We start from the raw sequence: 14,344 nt of genomic DNA on the forward strand, positions 1-14,344 counted from the left end.
GGCGCAGGGCCCACTCCACGGCGGGGCAGCGGTTCATCACCACGTCCAGGCCCGCCTCCTGGGCACGCCGCGCCGCGGCCTCGTCGATCACGTCCAGCGGCAGCCACACCGCCTTCGCGCCGGCCGCGATCGCCTCGTCCACGGCCTCGCCCGCGAACTCCGCGCGCCGGTACACGCCCACCACATCGACCGGGCCGACGTCCTTCAGCGAGGTGTGCCCCGGCTCGCCCAGCACCGTCGCCCCCGACGGATGCACCGGGAAGATCTTCTTCCCGCGCTGCTGCAGCAACCGGGCCTGGGTGTAGACCTCCCGCTCGGGATTGTCACCCAGACCCACGAACGCCCACGTCCGCGACTCGTTCAGCAACCGCCGGATCACATCCTGATCGGCGAACGGATCCACAAGAGCATCAGCCATGCCCGTGACAACCACGGCACGGTAAAGAAGCTTCCCAGGGCCGGCGGTCAGGGGCGGCCGAGAGCGCGGTAGGTCCAGCCGGCGGCGCGCCACCGCTCGGGGTCTAGGGCGTTGCGGCCGTCGACGATGTTGCGTTCGGCCACGGCGTCGGCCAGCTCGTGCGGATCCAGGTCCTTGAACTCCTGCCATTCGGTGAGGAGGAGCACCGCGTGGGCATCGCGTACGGCGTCCAGGACCGAGTCGGCGAAGTCGAGGCTGGGATGGACGCGGCGCGCGTTGCGCATGGCCTGCGGGTCGTACACGGTGACCTTGCCGCCCTGCGCGCGGATCGTGGCGGCCACGTCCAGCGCCGGGGAGTCGCGGACGTCGTCGGAGTTGGGCTTGAACGCGGCGCCCAGCACCCCGACCGTGCGGCCGACGAACGAGCCGCCGAGCTGCGCCCTGGCCAGGTCCACCATCCGGATCCTGCGGCGGATGTTGATCTCGTCCACCTCGCGCAGGAACGTCAGCGCCTGATCCACGCCCAGCTCACCGGCCCTGGCCATGAACGCGCGGATGTCCTTGGGCAGGCAGCCGCCGCCGAACCCCAGACCGGGGCCCAGGAACCGGCCGCCGATGCGGTCATCGTAGGAAAGCGCCTCCGACAGCTTGGTGACATCGGCGTGCGCCGCCTCGCACACCTCCGCCATCGCGTTGATGAACGAGATCTTGGTGGCGAGGAACGCGTTGGCCGCCACCTTGACCAGCTCGGAGGTGGGGTAGTCGGCGACGACGAACGGCGTGCCCTCGGCCAGCATCGACGCGTAGATCTCACGCAGGATCTTCTCCGCCCGCTCCGCCGCGCCCTGGTCGGCGGGCACACCGGCGACGATCCGGTCCGGCTTCAACGTGTCCTGCACGGCGAAGCCCTCGCGGAGGAACTCCGGGTTCCAGGCCAGCACCGCGTCCCCGTCCGCGGGGGCCAGCAGCGCGATCCGCTCGGCGAGCCGCTCCGCGGTCCCGACCGGCACCGTGGACTTGCCCACCACCAGGCAGGACCGGTGCAGCAGCGGCGCCAGCGAGGACACCGCGTCCTCCACGTAGGTCAGGTCGGCGGCGTACTCGCCCGCCTTCTGCGGTGTGCCCACGCAGATGAAGTGGACGTCGCCGAACTCGGCGACCTCCTCGTAGGAGGTGGTGAAGCGCAGCCGCCCGTTCGCCAGGTTGCGCTCCAGGATCTCCTCCAGCCCCGGCTCGTAGAACGGCAGGTCACCGGCCGCCAGTCTGGCGATCCTCGTCTCGTCGACGTCCAGCCCCAGGACCTGGAAGCCCAGGTCCGCCATGCAGGCGGCGTGGGTCGCGCCGAGGTACCCGGTGCCGATCACCGTCAGCCGGTGCGTCAAGGCGGTTCCTCCATCCCGATCCGTATTCCGATCTGTCGGCCGTTCACGTCCGGTGATGGACGTATTACCCCGCCGTGCCGGTCATTCCCATCCTCCCGCTCCAAGGGAGGGACGGGCCTTCGCCGGGTGAATTCGCCCTGGCGAGGCCCCCCGCGCGTCCGGCGCAGTGTACCGGCGGGTAGTCTGCGCGCTATGAGCCCCGACTTTCCCGGTTACGCCCCGTCGGAGGAGCACGAGCTGCTCCGCGCGACGGTCCGCGAGCTCGCCGACGCCAAGATCGCGCCCTATGCGTCCGCGGTGGACGAGGAGTCGCGTTTTCCGCAGGAGGCCCTCGACGCGCTGGTGCAGAACGAACTGCACGCCGTGCACATCCCCGAGGAGTACGGGGGCGCCGGGGCCGACGCGCTGGCCACCGTGATCGTGATCGAGGAGGTCGCCCGCGCGTGCGCCTCCTCCTCGCTGATCCCGGCGGTCAACAAGCTGGGCACGGTACCGGTGTTGCTGGCGGGCTCCGAGGAGCTCAGGAAACGGTATCTGACGCCGGTGGCGCGGGGCGAGGCCATGTTCTCCTACGCCCTGTCCGAGGCCGAGGCCGGCTCGGACGCGGCGTCCATGAAGACCCGCGCGGTGCGGGACGGCGACCACTGGGTGCTCAACGGCGCCAAGATGTGGATTACCAACGCCGGCGTCTCGGAGTACTACACCGTCATGGCCGTCACCGACCCGTCGGCGGGCGCCCGCGGCATCTCGGCGTTCGTGGTGGAGAAGTCCGACGCGGGCGTGTCGTTCGGCCCCAAGGAGCGCAAGCTCGGGATCAAGGGCTCGCCCACCCGCCAGGTCATCCTGGAGGACGTGCGGATTCCCGCCGAGCGGATGATCGGCGCCGAGGGCACCGGGTTCAAGACCGCCCTGGCCACGCTCGACCACACCCGCATCACCATCGCCGCCCAGGCCCTCGGCATCGCCCAGGGCGCCCTTGACTACGCCCTCGGCTATGTCAAGGAGCGCAAGCAGTTCGGCAAGGCCATCGCCGACTTCCAGGGCGTCCAGTTCATGCTGGCCGACATGGCGATGCGGCTGGAGGGCGCCCGGCAGCTCACCTACCACGCCGCGATCAAGTCCGAGCGCGCGATGGGCGGCGCGAAGGTGCCCGACCTGACCTTCGTCTCCTCGGCCTGCAAGGCGCTGGCCTCCGACGTCGCGATGGACGTGACCACCGACGCCGTCCAGCTTCTCGGCGGCTACGGCTACACCCGCGAGTTCCCGGTCGAACGCATGATGCGCGACGCCAAGATCACCCAGATCTACGAGGGCACCAACCAGATCCAGCGCATGGTGATGGCCCGCCAGCTCCTGAAGTAGGGCACCGAAGGGCCGCCGCACCTTCCCGCACACTCGCGGCCGCCAGGCGGGGCGGCTGCGGGGCCGGTCGGGAGACGATCAGGGAGAGACCGTCCTCCCGCGTTCGGCGTGGTCGCCGAGCAGCCTGGCCACGAGGGGCACGGCCGACAGCGGCTCACCCGGCGGGGGCCCGGCCACAGAACGTGCTTCACTGCGGCGCGCATGGACGGTGTCACGTGGGTGTAGGTGCCGCCGATGCCTGGCATCGAATGGCCATGCGATGCCAAGGAGGCCCTCCGTTGCCCCACCGTAACGCCCCGCTGACCGAGCTGGGCCGGCTTCGCCTGGCCCGGTGCGTCGTGGAAGAGGGCTGGCCGCTGCGCCGGGCGGCCCGGCCGCCTGGGGGCCGGTAGCAGCGGCTCCAGGATCGCCCATCGCGCGTCGGTCAGGTCGAACCGCCTCCTAGGGTGGCCACGAGGTCTTCCCTCGCTGCGTTCGGATCACAACACGCCGCCCCACCTCACTTTGAAACACGCCCTAGCCGCTGGTAGGAGGTCGAAGGGTGTCGGCGAGGGCGTCCAGCTAGCGCCAGTGGCGGGTGTTGTTGCGTTCTTCCCGGATAGTGCGCCGACCGCTCGGCTGAGTTCGCCGACTTCCCCGAAGAGCTTGAGGCATTGATCGACGGCTGACCGGTCTTGGAAGCCCCGTTCGACCTCAAGCTTGTGCGCTCCAGGTACTTGTCCAGGTGCTCCTTCTTGTACGGGTACGCCTCCCACAGTTGCCGGGCTGTCTGCTCGTGGAGGTTCCCGAACGGGACGATGCATTCGGGTTGCTGCCAGACCGGGGAGGCGACGGCGCGGCCGTCGGGCTCGATGAGGATCGCGTGTCCGGCACGGGCGGCTGAGAACCCTTACTTGCAGAGCTTCTCGGTGGCGGTGCCGGTTTCCAGGTGGCGCGGCGAGGCGCTGGGGCTGGGGGACGGGGCCACGTCGACATCCTCGGCCCCCTTCCAGTCGGCTCCGACCATGACCTGAACCCGGGAGCCCAGTGAGGGGATCTTCTTCAGGCGGGCGCCGGGGATGGCGGCGGCCAGCGTCTTGGCCTCCTCCGCCCGGGACGGCCCGTACTGGATCGTGGTCTCCTGGAGGCCGCGGCGGGCGACGCCGGGGACGACCGTGGCGCGGAAGCCGATCCGGCGCAGCTCGCCGCCCGCCCGGGTGGCCAGGCCCGGAGTGCCGATCGCGTTCAGCACGCTGACCCGCACGTCCTCGGGCGGGACCGTGGGACCCGCGGGCTTGGTCGGGGACGGTGGGGCCGGGGACGGTGTGCCGGAGCCGACCGGCCGGTCCCGCCTGATCTTGTCGAAGAGCTCGCCGGCCTGCCGCTGGTCCCACAGGACGGTGGACTGCGGCGAGGTGGTGTTCCACAGCGTCGCGGGATGGTCGCTGTTGGCCAGCGGCACCTTGGCGAAGGTGAGGTTGTCGGTGGACAGGTTCTTCATCTGCTCGGCGAGTTCGGGCAGGTCTTCGGCGAGTTCCTTGTCCACGCGCAGGGACTTGAGCGCGGCGTTGAGGAACCTGGTGGACTTGCGCGGGTCGCTGAGGGTCCTGGTGCTGAGGGCCTGCTTCATCATCGAGGCGATGAACTGCTGCTGCCGGTCGATGCGTCCCAGGTCGCTGCCGTCGGTCAGGCTGTAGCGGGCGCGGGCGAAGCCGAGCGCCTTCAGGCCGTCCACATGCGACTTGCCGGCGGGCAGGACGAGCCCGCTCTTGGTGTCGTTGATGGGCCGTTCGGTGCAGACGTCCACGCCGCCGAGCGCGTCGACCATGCTGACGAAGCCATAGAAGTTGACCTCGACGTAGTGGTCGATGGACACCCCGGTGGCCTGCTTGATCGTTTCGACCGTGAGGTCGGGCCCGCCGAACTGGTAGGCCCAGGTCAGCTTGCCGGGGCGGGACGGGATTCGCGCGCCCTTGGCCCCCTCGGACCCGTTCGACCGGTGCGCGGGGATCGTCACCAGCGAGTCGCGGGGCAGGTTGACGATGGTGACCCGGTCGTGGTCGCGCGAGATGTGCAGCAGCATCATGGTGTCGGAGCGTTCGCCGGGCTCGTGGCCCAGCTTGGCGGCCCGCTGCTGCTCGCGGGTGAGCCCGTCACGCCGGTCCACGCCCGCGACCAGCACGGTCAGGGGGCCCTTGGGCCCGCCGCCGTCCAGCCCGCCGACGCTGATGCTGTCGATCATCCCGGTCACGTAGTTCTGGAACGCCCAGGCCCCGCCCGAGGTCGCCAGCACCATCGCCGAGATGGCGCCGGTGAGCATCAGGAACCGGCGCTGCCTGCGGGCGGCCAGCGCCGCGCGGCGGCTCAGCCCCGGACCGGGACGGCGGGGACCGCGCGGGCCCTCCACCGCGACCCGGGGAGCGGGCATCCCGTCGACGGTGACGCCCTCGATGTCCTCCTCGTCGTCACCGCCCGCGCCGCCCAGCCCGTCGTCCCGTGGACGGAAGTAGCGCTCCATCGGGTCGGGGTCGCCGCCCGCCCGCCTGGGCCCTTCTGCCATGCTGGCCGCCGCCTCCCGGGAAACAACAGTGACGCGAGTGTTCCCACTCTAAAGTGGGGGCTCGCCGTCCGTTCGGTTCCTGGGCTTCGTGTCCTTGCAGTAACGTGGCGCCGTTCCGCAATCCTCTCCCCGGACGGCCGGGCGGTTAGAGCTCGACATGAACGAACGAGAGAAGGCCCCGCGACCCGACATGAACCCCTCTGCCTCTTCCTCTTCACGCGCCCACGCCAGCGCGCAGGGCGACCCAGGGCAAGCCGTGGGCGACCGGACGTGGCCCGCGGTGTCGGTGGTGATGCCGGTTCTGAACGAGGAACGGCATCTGACCGAAGCCGTCCGGCGCATCCTGGGGCAGGTCTACCCGGGCGAGCTGGAGCTGGTGCTGGCGGTCGGGCCGTCCCGTGACCGCACGGAGGAGATCGCCCGGAGGCTGGCCGCCGAGGACCAGCGGATCATCGTGGTGCCCAACCCCACCGGGCGCACCCCGCAGGGCCTCAACATCGCGATCAAGGCGTCCCAGTACTCGATCATCGTCCGGGTGGACGGGCACTCGCTGCTGCCCGACGACTACATCAGGGCCGCGGTGGAGACGATGGAGGAGACCGGCGCCGACAACGTGGGCGGGATCATGGCGGCCGAGGGCGTCACCCCGTTCGAGCAGGCGGTGGCCCGCGCCATGACCTCCAAGATCGGGGTGGGCAACGCCCGGTTCCACACCGGCGGCGAGGCGGGCGAGGTGGAGACCGTCTACCTGGGCACGTTCCGGCGCAGCGCGCTGGAGCGGGTCGGCGGGTACGACGAGACCTTCGTCCGTGCCCAGGACTGGGAGATGAACCACCGGATCCGGCAGACCGGCGGAACGATCTACTTCACCCCGCGGATGCGGGTGACCTACCGGCCGCGTCCCAACCTGCGGGCGCTCGCCAAGCAGTACTTCCACACCGGGCGCTGGCGGCGCGTGGTTGGCCGCGAGCATCAGGGCACGCTGAACTTCCGCTACCTGGCGCCGCCGATCGCGGTGGTGGCGATCGTGGCGGGCGTGGTCGCCGGGGCGTTCGGGTTCTGGCCCGGGTGGATCATCCCGGGCGCGTACGCGGCGGGCATCGTGATCGGCGCGGCCGTGGAGGGCCGGGGCCTGCCGCCTTCGGCGTGGGCGCGGCTGCCGCTGGTGTTCGCGACCATGCACCTGTCGTGGGGCGTCGGCTTCCTCACCAGCCCGCCGGGGCTCGGCCAGCCCAGCCCGGCCAAGAGCTGACCGGCGGCGAGGCGGGGCCGCCGCCGTATCCACGAGATCGGCACTGCCGCCGGCCGGCGCCCGGCGGTACCGTGGACGGTATCGGCCGTCCGGCGGTAAGGGGTCATCATGTCCAACGGCGCTCGCCACGGCATCGGCGTACTGGTCGGGTTGGTCGTCACCCCGGTGGTCGCGTTCTGCGTGTTCTACGGGGTCAGCCGAGTGGCGACCTTGTTCCGGGTGCTGGCCCTGGAGGGGAGATGGTCGGACCGGCTGATCGCGTTGGCGGTGCTGGTGATCGCTGCGGCGCTGCTGGGGCTGGTCATGGGCTCGCGGCTGTCACCGGTCGCGTCGCTGGTCCCCGGGGTGGTCTTCACGGCGTTCGGGCTGCTGTGGCTGCTGGTGCCGAATTTCGCCGGGAAGCACACGGGGGACATGCTGCCGAGGTCGCTCGACTTCGGCTACGGGGTCGTCGCCCCGTACGGGATCCTGCTGCTTCTCGGGGTCGCGCTGCTGGTGGCCTCGATGTCGCCGTCGCGCTGGCGGGTGGCGGGAGCGTCTCCCGCGCGGTCCCGGTACGGGATGCCTCCCGCTCCGATGGGGCCGGGCGGCGCCGCTCCACCGCCCGTACCCGCTGGTCAGTACCAGCCGGCCCCTTCGCCCTATGCGCCGGGCCCGGCCGTACCGCCGCCCTCATCGCCCCCGGGCGCCTCGGGCCCTCCGCAGCCGCCGTCCGACGCCGGTTCTCCCCAGCCTCCGCCGCCCGCCCCTGAACCCGCCCCCGGGCCGCCGCGTCAAGGGGGCGGCGAGCAGCGGCAGGAGGCCGGGGAGTGGACGCGGATGTACGGCGGTGACGACCTGCGCCCCGGCCAGGGCGGCTAGACCGGCTCGGCCTCGGCTCGCTTCTCGTTGAGGGCGTGCACGACTCCGGGGACGTCGTTCACCACCATCGCGTCGAAGCCCGCCTCGGCGTACACGGTGGCGTCCTCGGCCTTGGGGCACCAGACCAGTACTTCGAGCCCCGCGCGGTGCGCCACGTCCACGCTGTGCGACAGGGGACGCAGCCGCGTGTCGGGGTGCTCGATCCCCAGCGACCCGGTGTGCAGCCCGACGGCCTGCAACCCCAGGCCCGCGGCGGACGGGATGGCGTGCCACAGGGGGAAGCGCAGCCAGGTCAGCAGCCCCAGCGGGACGCCCGGCAGGTTCTCGCGCAGGTACGTGAGCAGTGAGGCGTCGAACGAGGTGACCAGCAGCGGGCGGCGCCGCGCCTCCCGCCGCAGGATGGGCACCAGCAGGGCTCCGGTGCGCCGGGACGGCGGGTCCACCGCGTCCTCAAGGATGGTCTTGACGTCCACGTCCACCGGGACCTCCGGCGGCAGCGCGTCGAACACCTCGGCGAGCAGCGGCAGCCCGCTGGCCGCCGCGCGCGTGTCGACGATGAACGCGCCGTCGGCGGTGGTGGGGTCGTGTCGCAGCACCAGCGCGTCGTCGGCGGTGCGGGTGACGTCGATCTCGATCCAGGACGCGCCCGCCGCGAGCGCGGCCAGCAGCGAGGGGACGGTGTTCTCGGCGACGGTGCCGGTGCCTCCGGGCACGGCCAGGTCGCCGGAGCCCAGTCCGCGGTGCCCGATCACGGCGGGCCGGTCGTCGAAGATCACGTGTTGTCCTCCGGGGGGTCGACGGGGGAGCCGGTCAGCGGGTCGGTGGGCGTGCCGCCCGCCAGATGCTCGGCCAGGACGAAGTCGAGGGGATGGGTGACCTTGAGGTTGCGCTCGCTGCCCTCCACCACCTTGATCGGCACGTCCGGCAGATAGCGGTGGACGATGCCGCAGTCGTCGGTGGCGACCAGGTCCGGGTCGGCCAGCGCCACGTCGTACGCGGAGCGCAGGACGCCGAGGTGGAAGCCCTGCGGGGTCTGGAACCGCACCAGCGACGCGCGCGGCGGCATGCTCGCGACGAGGCCGTCCTCGACGGCGACGACGGTGTCGGAGCACGGCACGCCGACCGCGACGGCCGGGTGCCCGTCGAGCGCGTCCAGCACCCGGCCGATCAGCCCGGCGTCCACGAAGGGGCGGGCCGCGTCATGGAACAGGACGCGGGTGTCGGAGCCGTGGCCCGCCAGGGCCCCCAGCGCCGCCGCCGTGGACCCGGTGCGCGTCTCACCGCCCTCGATCACTCCCGTCACCTTACGGAACGGGGTGGCCAGCGCGGCGGCCGTGCGCAGATGGCCCGGGGCCATCACCACCAGCACCTCGCCGACGTCCGGGTGCTCGTCGAACGCCGCGATCGCGTGCGCCAGGATGGGGCGCCCGCCGACCTCGACGAGCTGCTTGGGCACCGGCGACCCGGCGCGGCGGCCGACACCGCCGGCCAATACCACTGCGACCGTCCGTCTCTCCATGCACCGTCCCGTCGCGTATTGTGATCGGCGTGTCGCACTGTGCAGTGTTCGCTGGTCCCCCGGCGCGCCGGATGCCCGGCCGGAGGGATCGATGACCGTAGCCGTGATCCTCGCGACCGGACGGGCACTCGGCGCGCCCGGGACGGACCCGCCCGCGCACCTGGCCCGGTTGCGCGACCGGCTCGCAACGGTCAACGTACCGGACGTCCATGTGATCGGACGTCCGGGAGCGGGTGTGGCCTCCGGGGCCGTGGTGGCGCCGGGGGCGGGCGCCGGCTCGGCGATCGTGTCCCCGGACGTGGCCGGAGACCTGCGGAGGATCGCGCAGCTCGCGCGGCGTGCCGACGTGCCCGTGGTGATCCTGCCCGCCGACCTGCTGGTGAGCGCGGGACTGCTGGACCGGTTCGTGAACGGCACCGCGGCCCCGCTGGCGGCGGTGACCGTGCCCCCCGGTGAGGCGGGCCCGTCGGGGACGGCCTCGGCCCGGGTGCGGAGGGGACGTGTCGTCCAGGTGGGCCTGGTCCCGAAGGTCAACGCGGCGTTCCCAGGGGTCCTGCGGTTCGACGCGTCCGAAGGGCATGCGATCGCGGAGCTGGCGGAGAGCCTCGCCGATCTGGCGGGGCCGGGCACGGAGGGCGACGCCGCCGGGCTGCTGCTGGCGGGGCTGGTGCGGCTGGGCAGGCCGGTCGCCGTCCATCCGGCCAGGGCCGCCAAGGGCGGGGTCTGCCGCCGCGTCGCCGGTGACGAGCCCGGCGGCGCCGCGCTGAGGGAGGCCCGCGTCGCGCTGGAGGCCGCGGATGCCGGGTACGAGGACGACCGGCGGCTGGCGGCGGCGGTCAAGGCCGACGATGGCTTCTTCTCCACGTTCGCGGTCAGTTCCTACAGTCCGCGCCTCGTCCGCTGGCTCGCAGGGCGTCAGGTCACCCCCACCACGGTCACGGTCGTGTCCTCGGTGTTCGCGCTGCTGGCGGCGCTGTGGTTCAGCGCGGGCACCCGCCCCGGGATGGTCACCGGCGCGCTGCTGCTCTACCTCGCCTTCGTCCTGGACGTGGTGGACGGGCAGCTCGCCCGCTACACCGGGCGCTGCACCGAGTTCGGGGCACGGCTGGGCCTGATCTGCGGCCAGGGCAAGGAGTACGTGGTCTACCTGGGCCTTGCCTTCGGGTCGGCCGCGGCCACCGGGGGCGGCGGGGACGCGTGGGCCCTCGCGGTGGCGGTGCTGATCCTCCAGGCGGTGCGGCACGTGACCGACGCCTCCTACGAGGCGCGCACCCGCCCGCCGCACGTGCCGCTCCAGCGGACACCGGTCAACCTGGAGCGCGCGCTCATGGCCAATCTGGAACGGGCGCTCATCGCCAAGCCGGACGGCCGCCTGAGCCGGTCGCGTGCCCTGTACTGGGCCAGGAAGGCATGGGCGCTGCCGGTCGGGGAGCGGGTCGCGCTGATCGCCGTGACCGCCGCCCTCTTCGACGCCCGCGCGACCTTCCTCGCGCTGCTCACCTGGGGCGTGATCGCCACCGTCACCACCCTGGCCGGGCGGATCCGGCGGGTGTCCGCAAGCCGCACGGCATGACGACTCCCGGACGGCTCCAGGCGTACCGGGACGACGGGGCCATCTCGCTGATGCTCGGCCGGCTGGCGGGCGGGTACGTGGCGCCGCTGCACGGGTTCGCGGTCGCGATGGCCGTCGCCGGGGTCCTGCTGGCCGCCCGGGTCGGGGAGCAGCGGACGTTGGGGCTGTTCGCACCCGTCGTCGCGTTGCTGCTGACCGGACCGTCCGCAGGGCATCCCCACGACGGCAGGATCGACTGGCTTGTCCCACCGGGTATCCGCGCGATCGAGTATGGTTACCTCGCCGCGCTGGGGTTCGCGCAGGACGTGGCGGCACCGCTCGTTTTCGTGCTGATAGCGGTCCTGGCGTACCACCACCACGACATCGTGTACCGCGCCCGGCAGGGGCACCGGCCATCGGCCCGGTTCCCGGTGCTGCGCCCCGGGCTGGGATGGGACGGCCGGATGCTGCTCGTGGCCTTCGCGGGGCTGTCCGGCCTGCTCCCGTTCGCCTATGCGACGCTCGCGGTCTACCTTGGCGTGACGCTCGTTCTCGGCGGCGTCCCATCGCGGGCGCCGTCCGCGGAGGGCGTCCGCGCGGGGACGCGGGGCGGTGTGACACTCGACCTGGAGGAAGAGGAAGCATGATCGGTATGGTGCTGGCGGCGGGCGCGGGCCGGAGGCTGCGGCCGTACACCGACACGCTCCCCAAGGCCCTGGTCCCGGTCGACGGCGACACCACGATCCTGGACATCGCCCTGGGCAACCTGGCCGAGGTGAGCCTGACCGACATCGTGATCGTCGTCGGCTACCGCGCCGAGGCGGTCGAGCGGCGCACCGCCGAGCTCGAACGCCGCTACGGGGTGTCGATCACCCTCGTCCACAACGACAAGGCCGAGGAGTGGAACAACGCCTACTCCCTGTGGCTGGCCCGTGAGCACTTCTCCAAGGGCGTTCTCATGGTCAACGGCGACACGGTCCATCCGGTCGGCGTGGAGAAGACGCTACTCGCGGGCCGTGGACCGGACATCCTGCTCGCGGTGGACAACGTGAAAACGCTCGCCGACGAGGAGATGAAGGTCACCCTCGACGAGCGGGGGCGGCTGCGGCGGATCACCAAGAAGATGGACCCGTCCTCCGCCTACGGCGAGTACATCGGCGCCACCCTGATCGAGCCCGCCGTCGCCGGGCCGCTCGCCGACGCGCTCAAGGCCACCTGGGAACGCGACCCGGACCTCTACTACGAGGACGGGTACCAGGAGCTGGTCGACAGGGGCGGGGAGATCGCCGTCGCCCCGATCGGCGCGGTCGACTGGGTCGAGGTCGACGACCACGACGACCTGGAGAAGGCGCGCGCCATCGCCAAGACCTACTGATCGCCGAGACCCGCCGAAGGAACAGCCGAAGCCGGACACGCACAGCCCCCGCCACAACGGCCGTAGGACCAGATCGGCCGCACCAGAGCGGACGTCCCGACCGACGATCCGAGCGAGGAAGTCCCCGATGCCCCTGCTGACCCGGATGCTGACCGCCCCGCTGTCCATCGATGTCAGGCGCGGGGCCGTCGCGTCCCTGGGCGACCTGCTCGCGGACCGGCGGATCGCCACCGAGGGCCGGGTGGCCATCGCGGTGGGGCGCGGCCAGGGCGACCAGATCGCCGACCATGTCCGCCCGTCGCTGACGGACTGCGAGGTGTTCCAGGTCGACGGCGGCACGGTGGAGGCCGCGGTCTCCCTGGGCTCCAAGCTGCGGGGCGGGTCGTACGAGGCCGTGGTCGGCATCGGCGGCGGCCGCACCATCGACGCCACCAAGTACGCGGCGACGCTCGCGGGCATCCCGATGGTGTCGGTGGCCACCAACCTGTCCCATGACGGCATCTGCTCTCCGGTCGCCTCGCTCACGCACGACAAGGGCAAGGGCTCCTTCGGCGTGGTGATGCCGCTGGCGATGGTGGTCGACCTCGACTACGTGCGGGCCGCGCCCGTCCGGCTGGTCCGGGCCGGGATCGGGGACGTGGTGAGCAACTTCTCCGCGGTGGACGACTGGATACTGGCCGCCGACGAGTGCGGCGAGCCGGTGGACCGGATGGCCTTGACCGTGGCGCGCACCGCCGCCGAGGCGCTGCTGCACCAGCCCGGGTCGGTCGAGTCCGACCGTTTCCTGACCGTGCTGGCCGAGGGGCTGGTGCTGTCGGGCATGGCGATGGCGTTCGCCGGCTCGTCCCGCCCGTCCAGTGGCGGCGACCACGAGATCCTGCACGCGATCGACCAGATGTTCCCCGGCACCGCCAACCACGGCGAGCTGGCCGGGATCGGCGCCGCGTTCTGCTACCAGCTACGCGCCGTTCACTTGGGGACGGGCGCGGACCGGCTGGAGGAGATCGTCTCCTGCCTGAGGCGGCACGGCATGCCGGTGCTGCCGTCCGAGGTGGGCTTGACCGTCGAACAGTTCGCGGATGCCGTTCACTATGCCCCGCGGACCCGGCCGGGCCGCTATACGATCTTGGAGCATCTCGGTCTCGACCGGGACGCGATCCTCAAGGCGGTGGAAGAGTATGTCCAAGCCCATGGCGACTGACCTGCCCGAGACGCCGCCGGTCGGGGACGGGCGGCCGTCCCGCAAGGCGGCCACCGTCGCCGATGTGCGGCGCTGGGGTCAGCCCCCCGGCCTGAAGGACCGGCGCAACGAGGAGCACTGGGCGGGCCGCCTCTACATGAGGGATCTGTCGCCGTACGTGGCCTGGCTGGCGATGCGGTTCGGGTTCAGCCCCAACCAGCTCACCTACATGATGATGGCCTGCGGCGTGGCCGCCGGGCTGGTGGTCTCGCTGCCCGCCACCGGCACCGGCGCGTTGTGGACCGCTCTCGGCGGCGCGCTGCTGATCCAGCTCTACCTGCTGCTGGACTGCGTGGACGGCGAGGTGGCCCGCTACCTGCGGCAGACCTCGGTGACCGGTGTCTTCCTGGACCGTATCGGCCACTACCTCTCCGAGGTGTCGCTGCTGGTCGGGCTCGGTCTCGCCGCGCAGGGCGGCTGGGCCACCGGCGGCTACGCCGAGCTGGGCCTGGTCGCCGCGCTGGGCGCCGCGCTGATCAAGGCGGAGACCGACAACGTGGTGGTGGCACGCGCCAAGTCGGGCCTGCCCGCCGACCCGGCCGGCGGGGAGCGCGCGCTGCGGCCCCGTTCCACCGGTATCGCGCTGGCCCGGCAGGCGGCGTCCATGCTGCGCTTCCACCGCATCATCGGCGCGGTCGAGCTGTCCCTGCTGATCCTGGCCGCCGCGCTGGTGGACGTGCTGCTCGGCACCGAGACCCCGGCGGCCATCCGCGTCCTGACCGTCGCCGTCGCGGTGGTCGCCGTCGCGCAGACCCTGCTGCACCTGGTGAGCATCCTCGCCTCGCGGAGACTGAAGTGAGCTGGACGGGAGCCCTGTGAGCCTGGACGAAGAATTCGCCGCCCC

At 72.1% G+C, this 14,344-nt stretch carries 13 protein-coding genes; 8 read left to right on the forward strand and 5 right to left on the reverse strand.

Features of this window, described 5'->3' with window-relative positions; genetic code table 11:
* On the reverse strand, positions 1-418 hold a 418-nt coding region (locus ACGWYJ_RS27995; protein ID WP_395109366.1), incomplete at its 3' end, for a CoA-binding protein.
* 47 nt (positions 419-465) lie between these two features.
* On the reverse strand, positions 466-1,800 hold the full coding sequence (locus ACGWYJ_RS28000; RefSeq protein ID WP_395109367.1) for a UDP-glucose dehydrogenase family protein: 1,335 nt from the start codon (positions 1,798-1,800) through the stop codon (positions 466-468).
* A gap of 192 nt (positions 1,801-1,992) precedes the next feature.
* Between ACGWYJ_RS28000 and ACGWYJ_RS28005 the strand changes: the two genes are divergently transcribed.
* The gene (locus tag ACGWYJ_RS28005; protein WP_395109368.1) at positions 1,993-3,162 is read left to right on the forward strand and encodes an acyl-CoA dehydrogenase family protein; all 1,170 of its coding nucleotides are present in this window, start codon (positions 1,993-1,995) and stop codon (positions 3,160-3,162) included.
* A gap of 889 nt (positions 3,163-4,051) precedes the next feature.
* Here ACGWYJ_RS28005 and ACGWYJ_RS28010 read toward each other — a convergent pair.
* A complete protein-coding gene (locus tag ACGWYJ_RS28010) occupies positions 4,052-5,701 on the reverse strand; it encodes an LCP family protein (RefSeq protein WP_395109369.1) in 1,650 nt (549 codons plus the stop codon).
* A 190-nt stretch (positions 5,702-5,891) separates the two neighbouring features.
* On the opposite strand from ACGWYJ_RS28010, the gene ACGWYJ_RS28015 reads away from it, so the two are divergent.
* Together ACGWYJ_RS28015 and ACGWYJ_RS28020 are read left to right on the forward strand one after the other, a co-directional pair.
* Positions 5,892-6,953, forward strand: a complete 1,062-nt coding sequence (locus tag ACGWYJ_RS28015; protein WP_395109427.1) for a glycosyltransferase family 2 protein — start codon at positions 5,892-5,894, stop codon at positions 6,951-6,953.
* 108 nt (positions 6,954-7,061) lie between these two features.
* Entirely contained in the window at positions 7,062-7,814 is a 753-nt protein-coding gene (locus ACGWYJ_RS28020) for a hypothetical protein (protein ID WP_395109370.1), read from the forward strand.
* On the opposite strand, the gene ACGWYJ_RS28025 is transcribed toward ACGWYJ_RS28020, so the two are convergent.
* Together ACGWYJ_RS28025 and ispD are read right to left on the reverse strand one after the other, a co-directional pair.
* A complete protein-coding gene (locus tag ACGWYJ_RS28025) occupies positions 7,811-8,590 on the reverse strand; it encodes a glycerophosphodiester phosphodiesterase (RefSeq protein WP_395109371.1) in 780 nt (259 codons plus the stop codon). The two genes, ACGWYJ_RS28020 and ACGWYJ_RS28025, sit on opposite strands and share 4 nt — an antisense overlap.
* Complete coding sequence (gene ispD / locus ACGWYJ_RS28030) at positions 8,587-9,333, reverse strand: 2-C-methyl-D-erythritol 4-phosphate cytidylyltransferase (RefSeq protein ID WP_395109372.1); 747 nt, start codon at positions 9,331-9,333, stop codon at positions 8,587-8,589. The genes ACGWYJ_RS28025 and ispD overlap by 4 nt, the downstream gene beginning before the upstream one ends.
* A gap of 91 nt (positions 9,334-9,424) precedes the next feature.
* Here ispD and ACGWYJ_RS28035 point away from each other — a divergent pair, with 91 nt between their 5' ends.
* From ACGWYJ_RS28035 to ACGWYJ_RS28055, 5 genes are all read left to right on the forward strand, one after another.
* Entirely contained in the window at positions 9,425-10,906 is a 1,482-nt protein-coding gene (locus ACGWYJ_RS28035) for a CDP-alcohol phosphatidyltransferase family protein (RefSeq protein WP_395109373.1), read from the forward strand.
* The gene (locus tag ACGWYJ_RS28040) at positions 10,903-11,532 is read left to right on the forward strand and encodes a DUF5941 domain-containing protein (protein WP_395109374.1); all 630 of its coding nucleotides are present in this window, start codon (positions 10,903-10,905) and stop codon (positions 11,530-11,532) included. Before ACGWYJ_RS28035 ends, ACGWYJ_RS28040 begins: the two co-directional genes overlap by 4 nt.
* Positions 11,529-12,260, forward strand: coding sequence for a sugar phosphate nucleotidyltransferase (locus ACGWYJ_RS28045; protein WP_395109375.1), 732 nt, complete (start codon positions 11,529-11,531; stop codon positions 12,258-12,260). The genes ACGWYJ_RS28040 and ACGWYJ_RS28045 overlap by 4 nt, the downstream gene beginning before the upstream one ends.
* Before the next feature lie 145 nt (positions 12,261-12,405).
* A complete protein-coding gene (locus ACGWYJ_RS28050) occupies positions 12,406-13,461 on the forward strand; it encodes an iron-containing alcohol dehydrogenase family protein (RefSeq protein ID WP_395109428.1) in 1,056 nt (351 codons plus the stop codon).
* Positions 13,451-14,299: a CDP-alcohol phosphatidyltransferase family protein gene (locus ACGWYJ_RS28055; RefSeq protein ID WP_395109376.1), complete on the forward strand. Its 849-nt coding sequence runs from the start codon at positions 13,451-13,453 to the stop codon at positions 14,297-14,299. Before ACGWYJ_RS28050 ends, ACGWYJ_RS28055 begins: the two co-directional genes overlap by 11 nt.
* Positions 14,300-14,344 lie beyond the last annotated feature (45 nt).

It is taken from the genome of Actinomadura sp. SCN-SB, assembly GCF_043906805.1.
Lineage (GTDB): Bacteria > Actinomycetota > Actinomycetes > Streptosporangiales > Streptosporangiaceae > Spirillospora.

Excerpts from the sequence above, each read along its gene's own strand:
- ispD (WP_395109372.1), bottom strand. The coding sequence starts at position 9,333 with ATGGAGAGACGGACGGTCGCAGTGGTATTGGCCGGCGGTGTCGGCCGC.
- ACGWYJ_RS28050 (WP_395109428.1), top strand. The coding sequence starts at position 12,406 with ATGCTGACCGCCCCGCTGTCCATCGATGTCAGGCGCGGGGCCGTCGCG.
- ACGWYJ_RS28020 (WP_395109370.1), top strand. The coding sequence starts at position 7,062 with ATGTCCAACGGCGCTCGCCACGGCATCGGCGTACTGGTCGGGTTGGTC.
- ACGWYJ_RS28055 (WP_395109376.1), top strand. The coding sequence starts at position 13,451 with ATGGCGACTGACCTGCCCGAGACGCCGCCGGTCGGGGACGGGCGGCCG.
- ACGWYJ_RS28010 (WP_395109369.1), bottom strand. The coding sequence starts at position 5,701 with ATGGCAGAAGGGCCCAGGCGGGCGGGCGGCGACCCCGACCCGATGGAG.
- ACGWYJ_RS28035 (WP_395109373.1), top strand. The coding sequence starts at position 9,425 with ATGACCGTAGCCGTGATCCTCGCGACCGGACGGGCACTCGGCGCGCCC.
- ACGWYJ_RS28015 (WP_395109427.1), top strand. The coding sequence starts at position 5,892 with ATGAACCCCTCTGCCTCTTCCTCTTCACGCGCCCACGCCAGCGCGCAG.
- ACGWYJ_RS28045 (WP_395109375.1), top strand. The coding sequence starts at position 11,529 with ATGATCGGTATGGTGCTGGCGGCGGGCGCGGGCCGGAGGCTGCGGCCG.
- ACGWYJ_RS28005 (WP_395109368.1), top strand. The coding sequence starts at position 1,993 with ATGAGCCCCGACTTTCCCGGTTACGCCCCGTCGGAGGAGCACGAGCTG.
- ACGWYJ_RS28040 (WP_395109374.1), top strand. The coding sequence starts at position 10,903 with ATGACGACTCCCGGACGGCTCCAGGCGTACCGGGACGACGGGGCCATC.